Genomic DNA, 16,783 nt, shown 5'->3' with positions numbered 1-16,783 from the left:
TTCAAATAATCATACCATATTTCGGCCTGTTCGATCATCTATAATGAGTGAGCAGTCCCAATGAAAACGCTTCATAATTTTAATCATTTAACAATAGGAGGATTCAAAATGAATCGTGACATACAAAAGATTGTTTCACAAATGACTTTGGAAGAAAAAGCTGGTATATGCTCTGGCTTAGATGTCTGGCATTTAAAAGGTGTTGAGCGTCTCGGAATCCCTTCCATCATGGTAGCCAATGGCCCTAATGGCCTGCACAAACAATCGGCTTCATCCGCAGGCATTGACATGAATGGCGGTATTCCCTCCATTTGCTTTCCATCTGCTGCCGGACTAGCTAGTACGTGGAACCGTGATCTGGTTCGTGAAGTGGGCGTTGCACTTGGTGAAGTATGCCAAGCCGAAAATGTCGCTGTACTATTAGGACCTGGTGCCAACATTAAACGTTCGCCACTTGGTGGACGCAACTTTGAATACTTCTCTGAAGACCCTTACTTATCATCTGAAATTGCAGCTAGTCATATCCAAGGCGTACAAAGTCAAGGTGTTGGTACCTCTCTCAAACATTTTGCTGCGAACAATCAAGAACATCACCGGATGTCCTATGACGCGGTTATCGATGAACGCACATTGCGTGAAATTTATTTAGCTAGCTTTGAAGGTGCTGTTAGAAAAGGTCAACCTTGGACGCTTATGACAGCTTACAATAAAATTAACGGCGATTATGCTTCACAAAATGAGCATTTACTGGGGGATGTCCTACGCAATGATTGGGGCTTTGAAGGTTTAGTCGTGTCCGACTGGGGCGCTGTCGATCAACTCGTTGACTCACTCAGTGGCGGTCTTGAGCTTGAAATGCCTGGGAACAGCGGCATCAGCGAGAAGAAAATCATTCAAGCCGTGAAAAGTGAAGTACTCGCTGAAGAAACATTAGACCGTGCTGTAGCACGGATGCTGCAACTCATCTTCCTGCACCTGGACAACAAGAAGGAGAATGCTACTTTCAATCCAGATGAGCACCATTTCTTGGCTTCTAAGGTAGCCAGTGAAAGTATCGTTCTTCTGAAAAATGAAGAAGGTATACTCCCGCTAGAGAAGAGCAGCAAAGTTGCCATTATCGGTGCACTTGCCCAGACACCGAAATACCAAGGCGGCGGCAGTGCCTTTGTTGTACCAACACGCGTTGACATTCCGCTTGATGTAATCAAGCAACTTTCCTCAAATCCAGATTCGATTACTTATGTGTCTGGATACGCCTTGGACAACGAAGATGTGGACCATAACTTGATTGAAGAAGCAAAGCTGGCAGCCCAAGCTGCTGAAGTCACTGTTATTTTCGCTGGATTACCTGATGGCTTCGAATCCGAATTGTCCGATCGCCAACACTTGAAGCTACCGTTTAACCAACAACAGCTCATTGAAGCTGTCGCAGCCGTGCAGAACAAGGTTGTTGTCGTCCTCATGAACGGCTCAGCGCTGGAAATGCCTTGGGCACCGCAAGTTGGCGGGATCGTTGAAGCTTACTTGGGCGGACAAGCCGTAGGAAGTGCGATTGCAGACGTACTATATGGAGAATCTAATCCGAGCGGTAAACTAGCCGAAACATTCCCAATGAAACTGGAAGATAATCCATCTTTCCTTCACTTCCCTGGCGAAGGCGATCGCGTGGAATACAAAGAAGGCATCTTTGTTGGCTATCGCTATTATGACACGAAAAAAATGGCGCCTCTTTTCCCATTCGGGCATGGGCTTAGCTATACATCTTTCGAATATTCGAATCTTACAGTGAGCCGCAATGAATTATTTGATACAGAAACCGTTGATGTACAGGTGACAGTCACCAACATAGGAAGTCGCGCAGGCAAAGAAACTGTTCAGCTTTATGTGAAAGATGTCGAGAGTACAATAACCAGACCGGACAAAGAATTAAAGGATTTCGCTAAGATAGATCTCCAACCTGCTGAACAAACGACTGTCTCTTTTACACTAGATAAACGTTCCTTCGCTTATTACAGTATCCAGCTGAAAGATTGGCACGTAGAGAGTGGTGAGTTTGAGATTCTCATCGGTGGATCTTCTAGAAATATAACTCAGCGAGCTTCGATTCAAGTGAATTCAACGGTGGAACTCCGCCAAACGTTCACGCGAAACTCTTTGCTTGGAGATCTCATGAGAAATCCGGTTGCAGCACCAATGATGCAAGCACTAACACAGAATTTCCAAGCCTCCATGGGTATAAGTGACGGTGACGAGAAAATGGCCAAAATCATGCAAGCCGCGCTGATCTCCATGCCACTTCGTAATCTCATTTCATTCAGCCGAGGCGCTTTTACAGATGAAATGGCGGAACATTTGCTCCTTCAATTAAACGGACAAAACTAATCATAGAAGCGAGGACCCGACAATGGAACAAACAAAAATCAAATTTTCTGAGAAGCTGGGCTACGGCGTTGGGGATCTGGCAAGTAATCTCATCTGGACATCTGCTGCGACTTTCCTGACCTTCTATTATACGGACATCGTTGGCTTCTCCGCAGCTGCCGTAGGTACTTTGTTATTGATTGCCCGTTTCTTCGATGCTTTCGTAGATATCGGTGTCGGTGTGCTCGTGGATAAAACAAGAAGCAAGCACGGCAAAGCTCGTCCCTGGTTGCTTTGGCTTGCCGTTCCTTTCGGCATCTCCGGAGTCTTACTGTTCTCAGCTCCAGATTTAGGCCATACAGGCGCACTTATTTACGCTTATGCGACTTATTTCCTAATCAATATTATTTACTCTGGCGCCAACGTTCCTTACGGCGTGTTGAACTCACTAATCACACAAGAGCCCTACGAACGATCCTTGCTTAACATTTTCCGCATGTTGATGGCCATTTTTGGTGCCGTCGCAGTATCCGTCATGACCGTTCCCATCGTTAATGGGTTTGGCGGAGGTAAACACGGGTGGACAATGACCTTTATCGTTTACGGAGCCGTTGCCGCTGTTCTGTTCTTGATTACTTTCCGCACGACGAAAGAGCGAGTTAAGTCTTCTGTTGTTCAAAATGCGGTTCCGCTTCGTCGCTCTCTGAAGGCGCTCTTCCGCAACAAGTACTGGGCCTTGCTTGTCGTCTTTATGATGCTAAGCTTCATCATGACTTCTGTTAGCACCGCAGTTAACATTTATTATGCGCAATATATTTTAGAAAATGTGGATTTAATGTCCGTTCTCGGTCTCATTTCCTTTGTCCCATTGGTACTCGGATTGCTATTCGTTGCCCCGATTATCAAAAGATTAGGTAAACGCAACTCTGCGATTCTCGGCTTGGGCATCACTATTCTTGGAGCTGCGATTACCATTATTGATCCGACAAGTCTGAAGATTGTCATCATCGCTTCCGTGATTAAATCACTTGGCGGCGTGCCACTAGCGGCAACGATGTTCGCTATGCTGGCAGACACCGTTGAATATGGCGAATGGAAAACAGGTATGCGAACTGAAGGCCTCGTATACAGCGCTGGCAGCTTCGGCTCAAAGGCAGGCAGCGGGCTTGGCGCTGCGATCGTTGGTTGGTTGCTTGCGTTCGGAGGCTATGTAGGTGGACAAGAACATATCAGCGAATCTGCGCGTTCTTCTATCCTGTTCATGTACATTTATTTGCCGATCATCATTAGTGCGCTCATGGCGGTCATTCTTTACTTCTATAAATTAGATAAACAATTCCCGCAAATTGTGAAAGAATTGCAAGAATCTTCGGATGAAGAACAAGCATTAGAACTTGGGAAGCTATTTAAGTAATAGCTTTCTATGAACAAGCAGGTGCCTTTAATCGGCGCCTGCTTATTTCTTTTCAACACCTTTGCTAACTTCGCCCCAAGCTGCTTCACTTTATCCAACCATTTGGCTCGTTTTTCAGGAGAAGATGGCTTAATCGGCCCAATCTCTGTAATGCGTATCGGTGTGATCCCGCAGAATTGCATAATATTATGTTTCATGACGCGATACCCCGACAATATCGGACCAACATCCACAGTGGACAAATCAGTGCGAATCGATGAACCTTTGCAATGCTTTCATCTTTATATTAAAACAGCGTTTCTTAGAGTCAGACTCTTGGAGCGTCATTATTTCATATTTACAAACCAACAGTCTGTTTGTATAATGAAAACAGAAGGATGTATTTCCCATTTTCGGAGGATAACCATATGAAGAACGAGGAACGCAGAGAACTCACCACGCGCAAATTACTTGTGGCAACCAAGGCACTATTGCAGGAAAAAGGCTGTCACGCCATTACTATGAAGGATATCATGGACCGATCCTCCCTTTCGAAGGGAGCCATCTTTCATTATGTCAAAAGCAAAGACGAAATTTATGCATGGGTACTGCACGAAAGACTCGAGGAAATCAATGCGAGTTTCATGCACGAGACGGAGCAATCTGCCAAAACCTTCGAGGCTCCGATGCAAAGTATTGTGCGTAATCTTACTGCTCTGGAAGACGCCAACGAAATTACAAACAAGGTGATCAAGTATTTGCTCGGCAAAGAAGATGATCCTGCTGTCGCTGAAGTACTTCAACATTTCTATGAGCGTTCCGTATCATTCGCCAAACAGTGGATATTACTTGGCCAGCATCATGGCGTTATTGTTGAGACAGTCGATGCGAACAAAACAGCTGAGATGTTCGTCCTTCTATCTCTTGGGTTGCGTGTCCGTTCTTCTTTTGCATCGGAATCCACGCTTCTATCGCAAGAAGTATCGTCTTTTATGTCTACGATTTTGAAAGTCTAGGCTGGCTAAAATGACAGGAGGAATTCCTATGGCGCCATTCATTGCGCTTGTATCATCGTTTATTTTATTCCGGGGAGTTGGGTATTTCGGCTGGTCTTATTTCGATGATTGGCACTCCGCCTTGCAAGCAGCTCTAGCTGTCATGCTACTGCTTACGGCCTCAGCCCATTGGGGCAAAAGACGGCAAGATCTCATTCGGATGGTCCCTCCGGCTTTTCCGAGACCAGCGGTGATCGTAACGATCACCGGATACCTGGAACTTGCGGGAGCTATCGGTATTTTGCTGCCTGCAACATCCCTTGCTGCCTCCATTGGTTTAACGCTCATGCTGATCGCTATGTTTCCAGCAAACGTCTATGCAGCTCGCAGGAAATTAACGATTGGCGGCACTCCGGTGCCACCGTTGACGGTTCGGACTGTGCTGCAGGTTGTTTTTATGGGTGCAGCGGTTTTGGCCTCGCCGGTTTTTGGTTGAACGTTTCTGAGTTCGTAGGGTCATGAGCTAATCGATATTTGTGATACAATGGTAGTTAAAAAAAGGAGCTGCTGACATGCAAAAAATCAGCCCATTTCTATGGTTCGACGGCAATGCAGAAGAAGCAATGAACTTCTATACCTCGATCTTCAGCGATTCCAAGATTGAAAGTATCAATCGATCGGGGCCAGAGGATCCAGTGATCTCAGGTTCATTTTTGCTCAATGGCCAAAGGTTCATGGTCTTAAATGGCGGTCCTCAATTCAAATTCACACCTGCCCTTTCCTTGTTTGTGAACTGCGAGACGCAGGAGGAGGTTGACACCCTTTGGGATAGACTCTCTGAAGGCGGGGAACCTCAACGCTGCGGTTGGGTACAGGACAAATTCGGCTTATCCTGGCAGATCATTCCGACCACCTTGGGTGAATTACTCCATGCCAAGGATCCCGCCAAGGCACAACGTGTAATGACGGCGATGCTAAGCATGCAGAAAATTGATATTGCCGCACTCCAGCAGGCTTACGAAGGATAAGAATTCAAATAAGAAAACCTTAATCCATTGGAGGTGTAGTTACTCCTCCAAATGTCTGTCCAAATCGTCTACTTCTCCTAACGGACATGAAAGACGTTCTTTCTGCCAGAATGGTTCTCTCAAGATGAGCGACCGCGTTTAGTGGAAAGTTTTATCGCCAATAAGAAAGCAGTTTTCGGGAACCGAAAACGTTTACTTTCTTATGTGGAAATCTGTAATGAGGAGGTGAGACATAATCTCACCCCTCTTTTTTTATCACTTTTTTACAACCATTACCATGCTGTAAGCGTTCTCGTAACAGGTTGCTCCAAAACACCTGAGGCTTCACCATCCGCAGCTGCATCCGTCGCACCTGCTGCAACTACATCAGCGGCTACACCTACACCTGAAGCACAGAAACCAGTCACACTTAAATTCTGGGGTGGGGTACCTCCAGAAAGCGGTCCGCAAGAAGCCGTAGACAATTGGAATAAAGCGAATCCGAATATTAAAGTGGAATATACACGTTATGTGAATGACGATCCGGGCAACCTGAAGCTAGAAACAGCCCTGCTCTCGAATACAGATGCGCCCGATATTTATATGAATTACGGTGATGCATACATGACGAAACGACAAGCTGCTGGCATGGCAGAGCCACTGGATGATCTGATCGCCAAAGCAGGCTTTGACGTTGAAGGAATTATCGGGGCAGCTAACATCAAGAAATTCGCAGATGGGAAATATTATTACCTACCTGCTAACAAGAACTTAGGCGCAGTGATCTTTAACAAAAAAGCGCTAGACGAGGCCGGCGAGAAACTACCAACGGCTTGGACTTGGGATGATTTCAGTGCCATGGCCACGAAGCTGAACAAAGGTGATCGCAAAGGAACGATGCTCGATCCGGCCTTATCTTGGTTTGGCGACTTAGTCCTACAAACATCGAAGCCGCAAGATTGGTCGATCGCCGCAGACGGCACCTCTAATTTCAACAGCCCAGCTATGATGCAAAAGATCTGATCGACGAGGAATCCCTGAAGTCGCTTGTATCGCGCTTCTGATGGACCGATCAATCAGTTCCTCAAGACGGTTGGCATTGCACATCCGCCTGGTTGGCTGTCCAGCCCTAATTCCGCACTATTCGCCATTATCATCATGCAAGTTTGGGTTACGATCGGTTATGCCATGGTACTTTACTTAGCGGGTTTGCAAGGCATTTCGAAGGATTTGTATGAGGCCTCGGATATTGATGGAGCTTCGAAGCTGCGCCAATTTTTCCAAATTACGATACCGATGCTCACACCAACAACCTTTCTAGTTGCCATTACACTCATTATCGGGTCATTCCAGGTATTCGGACCTGTCAACATTATGACCCAGGGCGGACCCATTGATTCGACGATGGTTTTATCCTATCACATTTTCTTGCTTGCTTTCCGTTTCTACAAAATGGGCTATGCAGCTACCGTTTCTTGGGTGCTATTCGCCATCATCTTCGTTGTCACGATCATTCAATGGCAAAGCCAGAAACGTTGGCAGCAGCACTTCTAATTGTAAAGGAGTTTACCCCCATGGAAACTATTGTACCTGTTGAATCTATACGAAAAACGGCAGTCGCCAAAAACAAAAAGGGCCGCCTATGGCTGAAAAGCTTCCTCACGATCCTTGTTGCGGCTATCGCCTTGATCATGATTTTGCCCTTCATCTGGATGATTTCCACCTCCTTCAAAATTAACGGCGAGGTGTTCAAATATCCGATCGACTGGATCCCTAATACTTGGCATTTTGAAAATTATAAGAAGGTTTGGTCCGGTACAGATCCGTTCTATTTATTTTATTGGAATTCGATCAAGATTACGGGAATTACCGTGGCTGGTAACCTGCTCACAAGCGCCATGGCTGGCTATGCCTTTGCCAAAATCCGTTTCAAGGGCCGCAATTTTCTGTTTCTGCTTTATTTATCAACGATGATGATTCCGGGTCAGGTTTTGCTTGTTCCCCGCTTCATCTTGTTCGATCAGCTGAAGCTGATCAATACACACGCTTCACTTATTTTACCAGGCTTGTTCACGGTATTCGGCACCTTCTTGATGCGTCAGTTCTTCAGCTCTCTTCCGAATGAACTGCTGGAGGCAGGACGCGTTGATGGGGCTGGCTATTGGCGGACCTTCTGGCAAATTTGTTTGCCGCTGACCAAGCCTGCGGTAGTCACACTCCTTATTCTCACCTTTACTTGGCATTGGAACGATTACGAGAACCCGCTCATCATGCTTCGAGAAAAGAACTTGTACACCATCCCACTGGGCTTAACGAGTTATGTTGAAGAGTTTGGGACGAATTACGTTCTCACGATGGCAGCCTCCGTTTCGGCACTTGTACCGCTGCTTATCGTCGTCATTGTATGTCAAAAATGGTTCGTAGAGGGTTTCGCCAGCTCGGGATTAAAAGGCTAGTGATGGACAGCACATTCGCCAGTGGTAAGATTGGTTTCCGTACTTATAAACAGACTGCGAGTTTTGATGAGGTATTGTGAATTAAGATTTGGATGTAAGTTCAACGCGAAAAGGCTAACTCACGTAGATATTCTACTAGAGTTAGCCTTTTGGTTTGTTATTTCGGATAATAGGAAAATCCCGGATATTTGACAACGGGCCGCTTTTCCTTGTGTAGAGCATCCAATAGTTCTGGTCCAACATGCAAGTTAGTACTAACAAGGTCCCGTGGGGTAAGCGCCATCCATTGGTTTAGCGATACATCAACAAATCGATCACTTTTAAACATCTCCAAAAACCATAAAGATTGATTACCGGTGTTCTGTATATAGTGTCCAGTAGCAAATGGTACATAGCCGACATCACCAGCTCTATAATCAAATGTACGTGCGTTGCCATTTCCAGTAAAAACCGTCATTCGTCCCTGCCCTTTAAGGTAATACTGCCACTCATCGTTATTCGGATGCCAGTGCATCTCTCTCATCCCGCCAGGTACAATCTCAACAAGCGCGGCTGCAATATTTTTGGATATAGGAAAATTTGAAGAGTCTACGATTCGTACGCTGCCGCCAGGAGTTTTAATCGGGGTTTGCGATAGCAGTTGATGCTTGAAGCTTTGGGGAATGGTTCCGTATGGGGACTGTATCTTCTCACTTTCCAGTGGACCGGGAACCTTGTCTTGATAGATATAGACCTGCTCTGAAGGAATGTTGTTAAAGGCACTCACAGGTACTCCGAAATTGGCAGATAGCACATCTTTTGGCGTTCGTGAAAACCAATCTGAGATGGATATGGTGTTTAGGTCGGAGAAATTACCGTCATCGAATACAAGCAGAAACTCGCAGTGCTCTAACCCCTGAATAGAGTGAGGGAGCCCAGGAGGAAAGTACCAAAGGTCACCCGGACCAACGTCAGCAATAAAATTTCGCCCATCTTGGTCTATGGACGTAATTCGAGCTCGACCTAAAATCATATAGGACCATTCTGCTTGTTGATGCCAATGCAATTCTCGAACACCGCCAGGAGTCAAACTCATATTTACACCTGCAAGCGTGGTCGCAATCGGTAATTCTCTAACGGTAATTTCCCGTGACCAGCCCCCATAATTTAATTTCATAGACGTGTCAGAAAATGAAAATTTCATGTTTGGAAGCAAGCCAGAATCCGTTATAGGCGGAACTAACATGTCAGGATTTTCAATATCCCGCATAATATCCCGGGGACCGATATCCATCCCGCCGGCGCCATCATTTCGGATGGGCTGCGGCACATTTCCGTACACATTCTGATTCCGTCTCGGAATTTCCATTTGGTCGTCTCCTCTCATTAGACGTTATTCTTGGTTAACTTATTCTAAATGATATATGAGACTTTATCTGTGTTCATTACTGTTGCACCCTTTTCGATATAGAAGAGGCCCTGCAATTGAAAAAAGACGCTTTTCGTAAGCGTCTTTCCCTTTCCCCTTCCCCTACCCATAAACCCGAACCTCAACCACTTCCGCACGAGGACAACCGTTCGTCGACTCAACAACAAGTCTCAACCGATTCGTCGTAATCGCAGCCTCCAACGGCAGTCTCCGTGTACGCTTACGATTGTTCGTCACCCGCTGCAGCAGCTTCCAATCTCCATCCATCCAAGCCTCCAGCCGGTAGTCTTTCACCAACTCAGGTCTGACTTCATCACTCGTTCTAAAAGCATGAAGATTGATTAAATCCTCTTGCACATTATCATTAAAGGTCACTTGTACATATCGCAGAATTTGTGATTCATCCCAGCAAAGCTCCAGCCATTCCTCCCTCCCATTACTGATCGTCTCCGACATCCATTGATGTGGTGCGCCGTAAGGACGAAGGTAACCATTCGTCACCTTTTCTGCGGAGAAAGCACGCGTTTCTGACGTGAGCCGGAAGCAGATCGGCTTGCTATCTACGCCATTTTTCATGCTCCACTGAACAACTGGCTGATCAGGCTGATGATTCTCCAGCTTTGGATCTACGATGGGCTTCGTGCCCCGTACAAAAGCAATTGTTCCGGTGTGCTGTTGGTCGGCGTGATATACGACCACATACTCATTCGCCTTCACGATGACAAAAGCATTCTGTTCCTCGTCAGGCTGCCAGCTCAGCGGAAAGCTCACCCATTGACGTTCGCCTGCCTGCACGGTTGCCCCCGCTTGCATGATTCGTCTCTTCGGCACGTAGTTCTCCGCTCTGCCCGTATCCCACAGCTCCACGTAGATTGTCGTCGCTTCGCTCACATCGACAAGCAACTCAAACCCGTCCACGTGTGGCGCAACCGGGAACAATACGGCCACGTCGTCGATCAATCGTCTAATCTCCACCGCGCGTGACACACTCAACTGCGAAAGCGTAGTGGAAGCAGTTACCTTAGCCTTCCTGCCGAGATCCCCCTCATCCTCATTACGCACGCCAATCAAGGAAGCATCCTGACGAAGCAGCACCTGCTGCAGTTCCTTTCGATGCTTCTGATATAGCTCACGCGGTGTCACTCCCTTCTGCACACATAGGGCCGCCCCCGTTCCTGCTGCTTCACCGATCACAGCACAGGTGGCCATGACTCTTGTCGTACCAAAGGCCACATGGGACGCGCTTATATTCCGACCAGCCATCAGCATGTTGGATACATTGACCGAGTACAAACTGCGAAACGGAATATGATAAATACCATCCGCATGCAGATGCTTCGAACCGCTCTCCGTCGAATACATCCCCTGCGGCGGGTGTAAATCAATCGACCATCCTCCGAAGGCAATGGTATCCTCGAACCTCGTCTGCGCCAGAATATCATTCTGATTCAGCATATAATCCCCGATGAAACGGCGGTACTCCCGTTTGCCAGGCAACGCCCCCACCCATTCTAACGTCATATGCGCTGAATCGAATTGACCTGAATTTTTGATATAATCCCATATCCCATAAATAACCGACCATAATTCGTCCCGGATTCGCTCGTTTTCATGTACCGTGTCCAGCTCGCCGCCCCATTCAATCCACCAATAATGACAGCCCGAATCGCCGCTGCGGATCACCCGTTTTATCGGAATCGACGTTGTCGTTATGTCCTTAGCGAAGCTCGGCGGATGGTATTTGACGGGATGCCCCACGTCTTTGGTATAAAATAAAATCGTACTCCCGAGCGTAATGTCATCCGCTGTCTCAGGTGCCCACTCCTCTTGAAATTCCTCCCGTGCTTCTCTACCGATACGGTATTTCGCGCCAGCCAAGAACCCAATAAGTCCATCCCCAGTACAATCTAGGAAGACATCACTTTCGAAACGAATGCGTCGCTCGGAGCCCATCATCCACCCTGTAACTGAGCGAATGACGCGATTGTGCTCATCTCCGTCCGCTTCCACCTCATGCACATCCGTGCCCAGAAAAAGCTGAATATTCGCCTCCGCACGCACCGCTTCAAGTACAATAAGATCCCACACATAGGGATTCCCATCTGGATTCTGGTACTGATTCTCAACAAACAACTCACCCATGATGCCAGTTTCTCTTGCATAGCGATTAATGCCATGTGCAGTTGCTCCGCAAACCCACACGCGGACCTCACTGGATGAATTCCCGCCGAGTACGGGTCTATTTTGAACCAACGCCACCGTTTGACCTAATCTAGCAGCGGCAATCGCTGCACAGACACCAGAGAGTCCGCCACCGACGACTGTTATATCCCTTTTTACTAATTCTTCTCTCATTGGATAACCTCCATGAAATCTATGATTACCCTTATTCTAAAGGAAGAATAAAGCTTTAAACCATGCACGCTTTTATCATTGACTTATACAAAATTTCATTTCAAAGCTTTCTTCTGCTAAGTGTAACCATTATTATAAAAGGAGAGATTATATTAACGATGGGACTCGGAAAGTGAGAGGTGACAAGGACGATGCAACCACAAGATGCAGCCGCGATACGACCGAAACTGCTCAGTCATATGTACTGGAAGGAGAAAGCCGTCTTCCAACTCCAAGAGGATTCCAATGAATTTTGGGTGCTATTTGCTGTGGAGAATGGAAGCTTTACCTATCAGATCCATGAATACGAGGGAACAGCAGCTTTCGGAGATCTTGTGCTATGTCCCCCGGGGGTTATGTTTCGTCGGGAAGTTGTTCAGCCCTTATCTTTTCACGTCATGCTGCTGCAATGGGTAGATGAGACTGGGCAACCTCTGCCAACGGAAGGCACCTTGCCCTCAGGAAAAATCACCATTCTCGATCTTCACCGAGCAGCATCTAACTATGCCTACTTGAAAAAATGGTTCCAATACGAAGGCACCGTCGCCTCTTCCATCCGTCAACATGTGCTTACCGACCTCTGGATGCAAGTTGTGGAGGAATCTTATTCGGCTAGTCCCGAAGCAGCTTCCCCTTGGACACTCGGTAACCCGCACGAAAAGGATGACCTCATGATGCAAGCCACCCAAATCCTTCATGAACAGGCGACATCCACCCCTATGATGAAAAATATTGCTAAGGAATTAGGCCTCACACAGGTCCAATTTACCCGTAAATTCAAAAAATCGACCGGCATGCTGCCGATCGATTACTTAACCTCTCTGCGCATTCAGAAGGTGCAGAAGTTGCTGCTGGACAGCGATATGACTTTAGGGCAAATAGCTGGACAGTGCGGGTTTGAGAACGAATTCTATTTAAGCCGCGTATTCAAAAAGCGCATGAAAATGACGCCTTCCTCCTACCGCAAGCTGCATCGCCTATGACCTTACGCCATAGAAGAATAAGTGCACCATTTCCTCGATGACAGTGTCCATATTGCCGTGCTCCTCAGCGTAAGCGATCATGGTATCCGCCTGGTTCGTCATCATGTTCATATACATCATAATCGTTGACGTGGAAATAGCCTCGGATATCTCTCCCGCCTTCTTCCCGTCTTCAATAAGCTTGACGACCAAGGGGATGCCTTTGGCCATATACTCTTCATGGACGAATTTCGCCAGTTCCGGATCCTCCAACCAAACTTGCTTCATCATTTGAAGCCCGAACGTCCGAGACGACTCCTTCTTTTGAAAAATAATATATTCGATTTTCTCCTTCAGAGAATGCTCGGCGTTCAGAAATACCTCAAACTCCGTAATGGTTTTCCTTATATATGCAACAAACACTTCACGTACTAGATCTTCCTTACTGCCAAAATAATTATAGATCGTGACTTGCGACACGCCTGCCGCGGCAGCAATATCCGCAATTCGCATGGTCTGAGAGTTTGCGGTCTTCAAGAGTTCTAGGGTTGCCGCCATAATTTTATCTTTTTTGAGCTGCGCTCTTTTTTCGTAGCCATTCATTTGCATCACCTGATTTTTGGAATAATGAAATTATACCACAAATATATTTCATAAGTATTGACGGTTTGAACGTTCAGGAGTAACATTAGTTTTGAAATTATACGAAATAAATATTTCATAACTTTATTTCTTAGCTTTCATCTATGGAGGTGGCCGCTATGTTAACTGTTCATCAGTTGACCAAAACTTTTCCAAATGGAAAAGGCATATTCGATGTATCTTTCTCCGTCAAAAAAGGCGAAGTGTTCGGATTCCTAGGACCGAACGGAGCCGGTAAATCAACGACTATCCGCCATATCATGGGCTTCATGAAGCCTGATAATGGCACCGTACAAGTGGGTGGCCTCGATACTTGGACCGAGCAAGGCAACGTGCAGCGTTATCTCGGCTATTTGCCAGGTGAAATCGCGTTTATCGAAGGCATGACAGGCCTATCCTTCCTGAATTTCATGGCAGAATTACAGGGAATGAAGCAAACCGCTTGGCGTGAGGAGCTCATCGAGCGGTTCCAATTTGACGTTAAGACGCCTATCCGTAAAATGTCCAAAGGCATGAAGCAAAAGGTCGGCATCGTCGCCGCTTTCATGCATCGACCGGAAGTCGTCATTTTGGATGAATCCACTTCGGGTCTAGATCCCCTCATGCAGAAGGTGTTCATCAACTTGGTGCTGGAGGAGAAAGCTCGGGGAACAACCTTCCTGATGTCATCACATAGCTTCCAAGAGATGGAGAGGACTTGTGATCGAGCTGCCATCATTAAGGACGGTCGCATCATCACCGTGAAAGATATTCACGAGTTGCAGTCGATGCAGCGTAAGCTGTTCGAGGTCACGTTCGAACGTGTGGAAGATGCTGAAGCGTTTGTGAAAACATCCGGCATCGTAATCGAATCCCGTGATGGCAACCGAGTGCGAGCGGCTGTGCAGGGAGAGTACGCACACTTTCTAGCCGCAACCTCCCAATATGCGATCCGTAACCTCGATGTGTTCACACAAAGCCTCGAAGACGTGTTCATGAACTACTACGACCGGAAGGGGACAATCGCATGAATAAAGCTCTCTATAAACATATGATGCGTATTCATATCAAAGTAATGATGAACTATGCATTCGGCTCCGCTTTCTATATTTTGCTCATGTTTTGGTTATTTCCTAGCTTCGCTAATAACAATGCGGCACTCGATGAGATGATCAAAAATCTACCTCAAAGTTTGACGAACGCTTTTAATTTGGGTAGCGGCTTCGGTACGGTGGAAGCCTTCATTTCTGGTGAATATTACGGTTTGTTGCTCGTGATCATCCTGTCTATTTTTTGCATCCTGTTCACCACTCAATTGATGGCCAAGTTGGTTGATCAAGGTGCGATGGCCTATTTGCTCGTCGTTCCTACAGCGCGTGGGAAAGTAGCGCTGACGCAAGCTGTTGTTTTTGTGACTGGTCTCTTTCTGATTATCGCGGTAACGACACTGTGCGGATTTGCGGGCTATGCCCTCTTTATCGGAGATTTGAGTGACTTTCACGGGGGCGCATACATGCAAATGAACATTGCCGCATTCCTGCTTTTCTTCGCTGTAGGTGGGATTGCCTTCCTCGTCTCTTCACTCGCGAATGACGAGAAGAAAGCGCTGGGGATTTCAGCGGTATTGACTTTTGGATTTTTCAGCCTTGATTTTCTCGGAAAACTCAGTGACAAAATCGATTGGCTGCGCAATTTGAGCTATTTCTCCCTGTATGATCCCAGCGGTGTCATTGGCGGCGAGGTTAGCTTAACCTTCCCCTGGCTGCTGTTGACTGCAATTGGCTTCGTTACCTACGCAGCGGCAATTGTACTTTTCCGCAAACGTGATTTACCTCTGTAAAGCTAGTTCATGTAGAAACCGTTCTTCTAGCAGCATAAGACTGCTAATAGAGCGGTTTTTTGCTAGAGATCATGTACGAAGTACCTTAAAATTAGTATGATACTAGCATCACATCTCTTAGCTGTTCTGCTTTCTTAATACATACTGGAAGGTGAGATTTCCATGAACGTTCTGATTTTTGGAGCCACGGGGATGGTCGGACAAAGCGTGCTGCGTGAATGTCTGCTCGATCCTCAAGTTCATAACGTACTCTCAATTGGCCGAAGTGCTACAACACAGTCTCATCAGAAGCTCCGCGAGCATGTTCTGAAGGATATCACCGATTTGTCTGCTTTCACGGATCAGCTTACGGGCATTGATGCCTGCTTCTTCTGCCTCGGCGTTTCATCTGTGGGCATGAGTGAGGAGAAGTATCGGGCGATCACCTATGATCTGACCATGAGCATTGCCAACACATTAGTCAAAATCCAGCCCCAAATGACCTTCATCTATGTCACAGGTGCTAGTACCGATAGCACCGAGCATGGCAGCAGCATGTGGGCACGTGTGAAAGGCAAACGGAAAATGACCTCCTCAAGCTGCCTTTCAAATCAGCCTATATGTTCCGACCTGGCGCCATTCTGCCGAAGAATGGCGTGAAATCCAAAACGAAGCTCTACCAAACCGCTATAGTCATCATGAGGCCCATTTTTCCCATCTTGCAAAAATGGTTCCCCAATGCCGTCATTGACTCCGAGCAGATTGGCCGGGCTATGATCCATGTAGCGCGGGGTGGCTATCCGAAAGCGATCATGGAGAGCATAGATATTCGCCAGGCGTCGGGGAAATAGACAGGCGTACGGGAGAATCGTTCGGAGGGGAACTGCTTATTGTTAACGTCTGAACCTTTGCTTCCTTGAATTGAAGGGGTTCCACGTATAACGTTCCAGCAGCCCTAGCTGTCGAAACTGTTCCTAGTTAAATAGACGTATTTCCCTTATAAGGAAATTTCGACGATTTGCATCCGGAATTCGAAGTCCTCGATTGGAGGGGATTATCTTATTTATGCGATTTCGCCTGGCTGACGAAGTTCGTAAAGCTGATCATCGAAATTAAGAGCTTTGGCCCACATGTCAGAGATATGGACAGGCAAAAATATTGTAACAAGCTGAACCGGGAAACATGTTTAGCTGCGATGGGGTATCAAGTGATTTCGTTTTCTTATGAATAAGCGGTTTAATGCGAAAATAAATCAATCTCAACCTAATTTCAGAACATTCATACAAAATACTGCGAAAATGCATCATCCCCCCTAATTCCTTATGATTTGTATGACATCGACGCAAGTTCATGTATTTTTGCAGGAT

At 46.6% G+C, this 16,783-nt stretch carries 16 protein-coding genes and 1 pseudogene; 14 read left to right on the top strand and 3 right to left on the bottom strand.

Annotation, left to right across the window (positions count from 1 at the left end):
* Positions 1–108: 108 nt before the first annotated feature.
* The 8 genes from AC58P7_RS00890 to AC58P7_RS00855 all read left to right on the top strand — a co-directional run bounded on the left by AC58P7_RS00890 (position 109) and on the right by AC58P7_RS00855 (position 8,212).
* Positions 109–2,382 carry a glycoside hydrolase family 3 C-terminal domain-containing protein gene (locus AC58P7_RS00890; protein WP_497339491.1) on the top strand — a complete coding sequence of 758 codons (2,274 nt, stop codon included), beginning with the start codon at positions 109–111 and terminating at the stop codon, positions 2,380–2,382.
* A 22-nt stretch (positions 2,383–2,404) separates the two neighbouring features.
* Positions 2,405–3,775 (top strand): MFS transporter, encoded by a 1,371-nt coding sequence (locus AC58P7_RS00885; RefSeq protein WP_497339490.1) that lies wholly within the window; start codon positions 2,405–2,407, stop codon positions 3,773–3,775.
* 407 nt (positions 3,776–4,182) lie between these two features.
* Positions 4,183–4,770: a TetR/AcrR family transcriptional regulator gene (locus AC58P7_RS00880; protein WP_497339489.1), complete on the top strand. Its 588-nt coding sequence runs from the start codon at positions 4,183–4,185 to the stop codon at positions 4,768–4,770.
* Between the two features lie 28 nt (positions 4,771–4,798).
* Positions 4,799–5,245: a DoxX family protein gene (locus AC58P7_RS00875; RefSeq protein ID WP_497339488.1), complete on the top strand. Its 447-nt coding sequence runs from the start codon at positions 4,799–4,801 to the stop codon at positions 5,243–5,245.
* Positions 5,246–5,321: 76 nt separating this feature from the next.
* Positions 5,322–5,777 (top strand): VOC family protein, encoded by a 456-nt coding sequence (locus tag AC58P7_RS00870; RefSeq protein WP_497339487.1) that lies wholly within the window; start codon positions 5,322–5,324, stop codon positions 5,775–5,777.
* A gap of 141 nt (positions 5,778–5,918) precedes the next feature.
* Positions 5,919–6,779 (top strand): ABC transporter substrate-binding protein, encoded by an 861-nt coding sequence (locus AC58P7_RS00865; RefSeq protein WP_497339486.1) that lies wholly within the window; start codon positions 5,919–5,921, stop codon positions 6,777–6,779.
* Between the two features lie 24 nt (positions 6,780–6,803).
* Positions 6,804–7,310: a carbohydrate ABC transporter permease gene (locus AC58P7_RS00860; RefSeq protein ID WP_497339485.1), complete on the top strand. Its 507-nt coding sequence runs from the start codon at positions 6,804–6,806 to the stop codon at positions 7,308–7,310.
* Positions 7,311–7,330: 20 nt separating this feature from the next.
* Complete coding sequence (locus AC58P7_RS00855; protein ID WP_497339484.1) at positions 7,331–8,212, top strand: carbohydrate ABC transporter permease; 882 nt, start codon at positions 7,331–7,333, stop codon at positions 8,210–8,212.
* A 157-nt stretch (positions 8,213–8,369) separates the two neighbouring features.
* Here the strand turns inward: AC58P7_RS00855 and AC58P7_RS00850 are convergent, their stop codons facing one another.
* Both AC58P7_RS00850 and AC58P7_RS00845 read right to left on the bottom strand, forming a co-directional pair.
* Positions 8,370–9,560: an oxalate decarboxylase family bicupin gene (locus AC58P7_RS00850; RefSeq protein WP_497339483.1), complete on the bottom strand. Its 1,191-nt coding sequence runs from the start codon at positions 9,558–9,560 to the stop codon at positions 8,370–8,372.
* 162 nt (positions 9,561–9,722) lie between these two features.
* Positions 9,723–11,975, bottom strand: a complete 2,253-nt coding sequence (locus AC58P7_RS00845) for an FAD-dependent oxidoreductase (RefSeq protein ID WP_497339482.1) — start codon at positions 11,973–11,975, stop codon at positions 9,723–9,725.
* 191 nt (positions 11,976–12,166) lie between these two features.
* On the opposite strand from AC58P7_RS00845, the gene AC58P7_RS00840 reads away from it, so the two are divergent.
* Positions 12,167–12,997 (top strand): AraC family transcriptional regulator, encoded by an 831-nt coding sequence (locus tag AC58P7_RS00840; protein WP_497339481.1) that lies wholly within the window; start codon positions 12,167–12,169, stop codon positions 12,995–12,997.
* Here AC58P7_RS00840 and AC58P7_RS00835 read toward each other — a convergent pair.
* A complete protein-coding gene (locus tag AC58P7_RS00835) occupies positions 12,992–13,579 on the bottom strand; it encodes a TetR/AcrR family transcriptional regulator (RefSeq protein ID WP_497339480.1) in 588 nt (195 codons plus the stop codon). The two genes, AC58P7_RS00840 and AC58P7_RS00835, sit on opposite strands and share 6 nt — an antisense overlap.
* 158 nt (positions 13,580–13,737) lie before the next feature.
* Between AC58P7_RS00835 and AC58P7_RS00830 the strand changes: the two genes are divergently transcribed.
* The 5 genes and pseudogenes from AC58P7_RS00830 to AC58P7_RS00810 all read left to right on the top strand — a co-directional run.
* Positions 13,738–14,628, top strand: coding sequence for an ABC transporter ATP-binding protein (locus AC58P7_RS00830; protein ID WP_497339479.1), 891 nt, complete (start codon positions 13,738–13,740; stop codon positions 14,626–14,628).
* Complete coding sequence (locus AC58P7_RS00825; protein ID WP_497339478.1) at positions 14,625–15,437, top strand: DUF2705 family protein; 813 nt, start codon at positions 14,625–14,627, stop codon at positions 15,435–15,437. The genes AC58P7_RS00830 and AC58P7_RS00825 overlap by 4 nt, the downstream gene beginning before the upstream one ends.
* A 162-nt stretch (positions 15,438–15,599) precedes the next feature.
* Complete coding sequence (locus tag AC58P7_RS00820; protein ID WP_497339477.1) at positions 15,600–16,076, top strand: NAD-dependent epimerase/dehydratase family protein; 477 nt, start codon at positions 15,600–15,602, stop codon at positions 16,074–16,076.
* A 38-nt stretch (positions 16,077–16,114) separates the two neighbouring features.
* Positions 16,115–16,267, top strand: a complete 153-nt coding sequence (locus AC58P7_RS00815) for a hypothetical protein (protein WP_497339476.1) — start codon at positions 16,115–16,117, stop codon at positions 16,265–16,267.
* A gap of 152 nt (positions 16,268–16,419) precedes the next feature.
* Positions 16,420–16,644 (top strand): annotated as a pseudogene (locus AC58P7_RS00810) (hypothetical protein); the annotation flags it as partial.
* Between the last annotated feature and the right edge of the window lie 139 nt (positions 16,645–16,783).

Source organism: Paenibacillus sp. J22FR5 (genome assembly GCF_059691975.1).
Note: the sequence above shows the minus strand (reverse complement) of the source record. Positions and strands in the feature narration are given on the sequence as shown.

Excerpts from the sequence above, each read along its gene's own strand:
- AC58P7_RS00890 (WP_497339491.1), top strand. The coding sequence starts at position 109 with ATGAATCGTGACATACAAAAGATTGTTTCACAAATGACTTTGGAAGAA.
- AC58P7_RS00815 (WP_497339476.1), top strand. The coding sequence starts at position 16,115 with ATGAGGCCCATTTTTCCCATCTTGCAAAAATGGTTCCCCAATGCCGTC.
- AC58P7_RS00875 (WP_497339488.1), top strand. The coding sequence starts at position 4,799 with ATGGCGCCATTCATTGCGCTTGTATCATCGTTTATTTTATTCCGGGGA.
- AC58P7_RS00870 (WP_497339487.1), top strand. The coding sequence starts at position 5,322 with ATGCAAAAAATCAGCCCATTTCTATGGTTCGACGGCAATGCAGAAGAA.
- AC58P7_RS00820 (WP_497339477.1), top strand. The coding sequence starts at position 15,600 with ATGAACGTTCTGATTTTTGGAGCCACGGGGATGGTCGGACAAAGCGTG.
- AC58P7_RS00835 (WP_497339480.1), bottom strand. The coding sequence starts at position 13,579 with ATGAATGGCTACGAAAAAAGAGCGCAGCTCAAAAAAGATAAAATTATG.
- AC58P7_RS00885 (WP_497339490.1), top strand. The coding sequence starts at position 2,405 with ATGGAACAAACAAAAATCAAATTTTCTGAGAAGCTGGGCTACGGCGTT.
- AC58P7_RS00880 (WP_497339489.1), top strand. The coding sequence starts at position 4,183 with ATGAAGAACGAGGAACGCAGAGAACTCACCACGCGCAAATTACTTGTG.
- AC58P7_RS00825 (WP_497339478.1), top strand. The coding sequence starts at position 14,625 with ATGAATAAAGCTCTCTATAAACATATGATGCGTATTCATATCAAAGTA.
- AC58P7_RS00850 (WP_497339483.1), bottom strand. The coding sequence starts at position 9,560 with ATGGAAATTCCGAGACGGAATCAGAATGTGTACGGAAATGTGCCGCAG.
- AC58P7_RS00845 (WP_497339482.1), bottom strand. The coding sequence starts at position 11,975 with ATGAGAGAAGAATTAGTAAAAAGGGATATAACAGTCGTCGGTGGCGGA.
- AC58P7_RS00855 (WP_497339484.1), top strand. The coding sequence starts at position 7,331 with ATGGAAACTATTGTACCTGTTGAATCTATACGAAAAACGGCAGTCGCC.
- AC58P7_RS00830 (WP_497339479.1), top strand. The coding sequence starts at position 13,738 with ATGTTAACTGTTCATCAGTTGACCAAAACTTTTCCAAATGGAAAAGGC.
- AC58P7_RS00840 (WP_497339481.1), top strand. The coding sequence starts at position 12,167 with ATGCAACCACAAGATGCAGCCGCGATACGACCGAAACTGCTCAGTCAT.